Source organism: Peribacillus sp. (assembly GCF_059453735.1).
Genome location: NZ_JAZVJO010000455.1, coordinates 1 through 6,063, shown reverse-complemented (window position 1 = coordinate 6,063; position 6,063 = coordinate 1). Strand labels below are relative to the sequence as shown.

Sequence of the window (6,063 nt, the reverse complement as noted above, 5' to 3'; positions counted from 1 at the left end):
GTGTCCATTTCAGACTGTAGACAAACTCGATGAAAATCGAGTTTGTCTACAGTTTTCTTTTTTATCTTCTAAAATGTGGTGTTGATTTCCATTCCAGGCGGGGAGCCTCCTCATCGCTTACGCTCCTGCGGGGTCTCACCTGTCCTGCTATTCCCGCAGGAGTCTTCACGCCAACACTTCCATCAACTGCCTTTCTAAATGCAATCTCAAAAGTTAAATCCGTTCTATTTTAAAATAAACTTGATAAGGATCCTTTCGAAAACCCATTTAATGCAACGTGGTCAGCTTGAAATGGTCGCATTAGACCAGCTTGTTCCCGAGTACCATTTGGTCCGCAAAATGGAAGAAGCCCTGGGTTTTTCTTTCACTTATGATCTGGTCAAGGTTGATCTGTATTTGGAAGTAGGCCGGCCTAGAAAGATGCCATGAACAGTCTTTATATACCAGAAAACCTCCATGAAAAGTGTTCAAAACTCAAAGAGGTCCGGAATGAAACATTCCTGACCTCTTTTGTCGACAAACTGAAATGGACAAAGAGTGTAACTCTTCGTCCATTTTTCTTTTCATAAATAAAAAAAGATTGCCGTTCCCCCAATCCAGGGAACGGCAATTTTTATGTTTTACCTTTTCTTACGGAAACCTTCTTCTTGTAAGTATCGCTCCGCTTCAACTGGAGATTCGAAACATTCTTCCAAATTAGATCCCGCATAAACGTTCCAGAGCTGGTCCTCCCGAACAAGAGTCAACTCTTGTTGATTACGTCCAACCCAGGTTCCTTCACAATCAGCAGCTTCTACTTGCTTTTCTATTCCAGCAGGCTCTTTTGATAAATAAGCAATTGCTTGTTCTAGCAGTTCACGTAACTCTGCTTCTGAGCAATCACGAATATTAACCAAGCCTTTTTTATCTCTTTGTTTATATGGCAAATGACCTGCAAACACAAACCCATTTCCGTTAGGATGTAAATTCTGAACAACAATCTTCTTATCCTGTACACTTTCTTCAAAGTGGAAATTAACGCGGCCTAATGATATATCTTTACGCTGCAATTCAGGGAATGTTTCAATAATCTGCAATTTTTCTTCAAATGTTAACAAAAATTCTTCCTCATTTCATTGATTCAACTTATTCCGTTGATTATACCATAGCCTGCTCTAAAAGATAAATAATCACTGGAAAGAGGGCTTGTCGCGAAAATTTAATTATTTTTCATCAGAAAAGTGATCATTTGACATGATGCTGACACATAACCACTGTAAAGTATGTATATAGGGTAATAAACTCGTTTTACCTTTCCTAGAAAATGACAAATATGAATTGACCTTAAATTAAAAATTACGTAACTTTTAAAAATTATCTTTATTAGAGGAGTAGATATCAATGGTTACAATTTACACGACGCCGAGCAGTCTGGCTTGCAGAAAAGCTAAATCATGGTTACAAAAAAATAATATTGCTTATAATGAACGTAATCTCTATGCACAGCCTTTAAGTGTGGATGAAATTAAAGCGATTCTACGTAAAACAGAAGGCGGAACAGATGAAATTATTTCAACCCGTTCTAAGAAATTCAAAAATCTAAATATCGATATAAATAATACACCACTAAATGAACTCTGCAAAATCATTCAAAAAAATCCGGATTTACTTCGCCGACCAATCATATTCGATTCAAAAAATCTTCATGCAGGCTATAATGAAGAAGAAATGGGCAGATTTTTACCACGTCAAGTCAGACATGTACAATTATGGAGAGCTATTAGTTTAATTAATGCTTGAGTAACGAAAACAGAGGATTGCCTGTCATTCAGGCAATCCTCTGTTTTTCTATTTATCACGTTTACTCAGGCGATGCTTTCTTAAAACTAATTGTAAAAATAGTTCCCTCTTCATTACTTTCTTTCAGAACAAGATTTCCATGCTGCGCAATTGCCAGCATTCTACTAAATGGCAGACCAAGACCTAAACCGCGTACCTTTAGCTTTTTCTTTTGTCCGCGATAAAATGGTTCGAAAATAAATTCTTGTTCATGTTGCGGAATTCCCTTTCCATTATCGATGATATCAATACATACCTGTTCTCCGCTCAATTCATAAAGAACAACTCTAATCGTCCCGGTTTCATCTAATGCCTGTTTGGCATTATTAAGCAAGTTAATCAGGATTTCTTGAACGCGCATAGAATCCATTTTCCCCCAAATTTCCTCATTAGGAAGATCCACTACTAACTCAAAGTTCTGATCTTCTTGTGTGATCTGCCAGTGATAACAAACTTCTTTTAAAAATGAGGTCATATTCTCACTCTTTACATGCATTTTAAATGATCCGGCTGCCATCGCGTTATAATCAAGTAAATCCTCAATCATTCTTTGAAGTCGTAGTGTTTCCTTTAAGGAAATATTTAAAAATTCTTTACTTTCCTTACCTGTCACAACTTCGTCCTTCACTGCCTGTATCAACCCGCTGATAGATGTTACCGGCGTTTTTAGATCATGTGTAACACCTGCAAATAATTCTGCTCGCAGTTTCTCCATCTGCTTCAAACGAGTCGTCATTTCTTTAAAAGACTCAACCAGTTCATAGATTTCTTCCTCATGACTATCTTCTTCCTTAAGGTAAATATTATAATTCCCCTCACGAACCTGAGACGCAGCCTTCGCAACGTTTTGAATGGGTTTGGATATTCGTCTAGAAAGAACGTAAATAACCCCCCAGCCCATTATGAGCAGACCCCCCATCATAATGGCTAGTAAACCATGATCCTGGTTAATCTCGGTCAAAGATCCCTCTTCTTGGGCAATGACAACCCAGCCTTTAATCTTATTACTATCATCCCTAATTGGAGATTTCACGACATAGACCTGGTTTTCATCATTAATAGTAACTTTTTGAATCGTGTCTTTATTATTCATAATGACACTCGGGAGCACATTATCTTCACTCTTAATATATAGCTGCGGCATCGTATATATGATTTCTCCATCCGGATCGACAATATAGATAATCGGCTGTTCATTTAAATGAAGAATTTTCTCTCTTTCCTCAACAATCTCAGAAAGGAGCGGACCAACCACAATTTGTCCATTGTCCTTTATCGCTCGGTCAGATGTTTCATCTGCTAAGTACTTTAATAGACTTAAACGATATTCGAGGGCGGTTTTTTCCATCCACCATAATGAAAATATAGATAAAACCAATAACCCGGTGGTGAGCGTAATTAAATAACGGGTTGTCCAATAGCGTAGCAGCGTCGTTCGTTTTTTAGTTTTCATAAACTAGCAATTGATACCCCATTCCCCGCAAAGTTTTGATTTCTCCTTCCGAATCAGGCCATTTATCTAAGGCCTTCCTCATCCTTTTGATGGCAAGATCCACCGCACGATCGCTCCCATCATAATCCATTCCCCACACCTGTTCTATTAGCTGCTCTCTTGTAAATATCTGATTTGGGTTGCTTGCAAAAAACACAAACAAAGAAAGATCGCGAGGTGTCATAACAACTTCCTCTCCATTAACAAAAACCGTATATGTTCCCATGTCAACCTTTAGACTGCCATACTGTCGGATTTTCTTTTCTGATGTTACTAAACTTGGTGATCTTCGAAGAACAGCATGTACGCGAGCCACTACTTCGTCTGCAACAAATGGCTTGGATATATAGTCATCCGCACCCGAATTAAAGCCTGAGAGGCGATAATCCACTTCCCCTAATGCCGTGAGCATAATAACAGGACAGGCATCTTTTTCGCGGATTTCTTTAAGAATTTCCCATCCGTCCTTACCAGGAAGCATTACGTCAAGCAATACTAAATCCGGTTCCCATTCCATAAAGACATCTATAGCTTCCAATCCATCAAACACTTGTATAACTTCAAAGCCCTCTCTATGAAGATAGGCCTTCAGTACCATCGAGATCGCTTTCTCATCTTCAACCACTAGTATTTTCTTCATTCACAAGGCCTCCTCTTACCAGTTAAGTATATCGAACAAACGCTTTAGCGCCAACAAACCTTAAGATTTAGCCGCTAATAAGAGCGTTCGTGCCTTTTTACCTTAAGCATACCTCGCATTTGTGTCAGCAGTATGTTCAAACCTAAAATTATTATCTCCATATTTCAATTCACCAGCTAATTTTTTCCCTAAAATCTCCACAAAGAAGCCAGCCCTTAATCGTAAGAGCTGACTTGTTCGCTATGAGAGTAATAACCACCTATAACTCTTTTCTCATTCTCCAAACGGAATTCTGCAGCCTCTCGAGTTGCAGTTTATACATGCCTGAGCGCTCGTACAGAGATAAAGCCCGACTATTATCAGTTGACACCCTCAACTGATATTCCTTGACACCTTGCTTACGAAAAAAATCCTCAGCATAAGAAATCAATTCGGATCCCCGTCCCTTACCGCGATAGTCAGCGGCTAAGTAAAATAGGTTCGCATAGCCTATTTCTCTTCCTTCATAATTTATGATTTGAAGCTCTAATTGCCCTATTGGTTGTCCATCTTCCTCGGGCGATTACCTGCCCTTCTGGGAAACGAAGGACACATTCGCTAATACGAGTAACATAATCGTCTTCATCACCAAAACCCGATGAATGACCAAAGCTGACCACATAGGAATCCTTTCGAAAGGCGATAATCATCTCACGATCATGAATTGGATCGATAGTCCTGTATTCCATTTAAATTCCCCCTCGAAACTATTCTAAGGGACTTTCCCCATACAATTCCCATAGTCTTGGGAACATTGCTTTCAAGCTTTCTTCATTATCCTCATCCCAATCTAAATCAAGCTCAAGCTGTATAAATGGATCCTTTGTTAATTTTTCATAGATTGCTAGGTAATCTTCATCATCATTGCCAGTTTTCTTTTCATAAGCCTCACAAGCAGCAAAGAGAATCTCTTCTAACTGAGGTACTTCCCCTTGTTCCCCCAATTGCTTTAGATAAGGAATAAGAGATTCAGGATTTTCAATTGCCGATTCATACACTTTTTTTCCTTGAAAAAGAAGCCATGCTCTAAAATAATCAAAACTGTCGTCTGAACATCCACCCATAATGATGTACGCAGCTGCCCAGAGATCGGATGTATATGACTTCATATAATACTCATGAAAATGGTAATCAAAATTCACAATATCCTTGATTGATTTTGTAGACAAATAATTGACCAGCCATTCAAGACCGTCTTCCGGATCATCTCCTGTTGTACGTGCTTTTTCAAGCAGCTCCCAAAATAACTCTTCTGTTAAGGTCGTTTCTTTAATCATTAGGCCAACAGACGAAGCCGGCTGGTAGCCTTTTTTCAATTTTAATTGAATGAGCCGTTTCACTTCGTTGTCACAATCTTCTTCTGTTTCGAATGTTTTTGTTTTTACCATCCCTACAGATCCTTCTTTACCATACATAACAATATAGGACAATCCTGAACGAGTAATCCTCCAAAATCTATTTGATACTTCATCTTTATATACAAATACTGTTTCCAATTGTTTATTTCCCCTTCATTCTCCAGTTTTCTGGTATTGTAAACATTATATCGATAAACAAGTTAAATTGCAGTGTTTAACCACTATTCATTATGATTGTCTGTCTATAATTTTTAAAATAGGACAATAAATCCGCCGAAAGAACCACTCAATTAAATCCAATGCCGGCAGTAACTTACTATCAACTTCAAGCGCCCATTTTACCTAAAACTGCAAACGTTTTTCCCATGCCAACATAATATGAATTAGGCAATAGGAAAAGAAAAAAACCGAAAGCCTTAAAAAAGTAAGTTATAATCTGAGGAGGTTATTATATGTCAGGTGTTGGTCCTGGTGCAGGTGGTTATGGCGGAGGTTGTGGTGGATTTGGCAACGGCTTCGCTCTTTTAATTGTGTTATTCATCCTTTTAGTCATTATCGGATGCAGTGGATTTGGCGGAGGTTTCGGCGGCGGAGGCTGCTGTTAATTCCTCTTCAAAGAAGTCTATAATGAATAATTAACTAAACAAATGCCATAAAATATAGAAAGAGGACTTCCCTGTTTAGGGGAGTCCTCTTTCTAATGTAAATAAGTTACG

At 38.4% G+C, this 6,063-nt stretch carries 9 protein-coding genes; 3 read left to right on the top strand and 6 right to left on the bottom strand.

Features of this window, described 5'->3' with window-relative positions; translation table 11 throughout:
• Positions 1–270 precede the first annotated feature (270 nt).
• Positions 271–429 carry a hypothetical protein gene (locus AC52RT_RS15050; RefSeq protein ID WP_495541497.1) on the top strand — a complete coding sequence of 53 codons (159 nt, stop codon included), beginning with the start codon at positions 271–273 and terminating at the stop codon, positions 427–429.
• A gap of 191 nt (positions 430–620) precedes the next feature.
• On the opposite strand, the gene AC52RT_RS15045 is transcribed toward AC52RT_RS15050, so the two are convergent.
• Positions 621–1,097: a hypothetical protein gene (locus AC52RT_RS15045; protein ID WP_495541496.1), complete on the bottom strand. Its 477-nt coding sequence runs from the start codon at positions 1,095–1,097 to the stop codon at positions 621–623.
• Between the two features lie 283 nt (positions 1,098–1,380).
• Between AC52RT_RS15045 and spx the strand changes: the two genes are divergently transcribed.
• Positions 1,381–1,779 carry a transcriptional regulator Spx gene (gene spx, locus AC52RT_RS15040; RefSeq protein WP_040376421.1) on the top strand — a complete coding sequence of 133 codons (399 nt, stop codon included), beginning with the start codon at positions 1,381–1,383 and terminating at the stop codon, positions 1,777–1,779.
• Positions 1,780–1,840: 61 nt separating this feature from the next.
• Here spx and AC52RT_RS15035 read toward each other — a convergent pair whose 3' ends face one another.
• From AC52RT_RS15035 to AC52RT_RS15015, 5 genes are all read right to left on the bottom strand, one after another.
• Positions 1,841–3,271: a HAMP domain-containing sensor histidine kinase gene (locus tag AC52RT_RS15035; RefSeq protein ID WP_495541495.1), complete on the bottom strand. Its 1,431-nt coding sequence runs from the start codon at positions 3,269–3,271 to the stop codon at positions 1,841–1,843.
• Positions 3,261–3,950: a response regulator transcription factor gene (locus AC52RT_RS15030; RefSeq protein ID WP_495541494.1), complete on the bottom strand. Its 690-nt coding sequence runs from the start codon at positions 3,948–3,950 to the stop codon at positions 3,261–3,263. Before AC52RT_RS15030 ends, AC52RT_RS15035 begins: the two co-directional genes overlap by 11 nt.
• Before the next feature lie 259 nt (positions 3,951–4,209).
• Entirely contained in the window at positions 4,210–4,464 is a 255-nt protein-coding gene (locus tag AC52RT_RS15025) for a GNAT family N-acetyltransferase (RefSeq protein WP_495541498.1), read from the bottom strand.
• Positions 4,454–4,678: a hypothetical protein gene (locus AC52RT_RS15020; RefSeq protein WP_495541493.1), complete on the bottom strand. Its 225-nt coding sequence runs from the start codon at positions 4,676–4,678 to the stop codon at positions 4,454–4,456. The genes AC52RT_RS15025 and AC52RT_RS15020 overlap by 11 nt, the downstream gene beginning before the upstream one ends.
• Positions 4,679–4,696: 18 nt before the next feature.
• Positions 4,697–5,485, bottom strand: a complete 789-nt coding sequence (locus AC52RT_RS15015) for a DUF4240 domain-containing protein (RefSeq protein ID WP_495541492.1) — start codon at positions 5,483–5,485, stop codon at positions 4,697–4,699.
• 314 nt (positions 5,486–5,799) lie between these two features.
• Here AC52RT_RS15015 and AC52RT_RS15010 point away from each other — a divergent pair, with 314 nt between their 5' ends.
• A complete protein-coding gene (locus AC52RT_RS15010) occupies positions 5,800–5,952 on the top strand; it encodes a YjcZ family sporulation protein (protein WP_495541491.1) in 153 nt (50 codons plus the stop codon).
• Positions 5,953–6,063 lie beyond the last annotated feature (111 nt).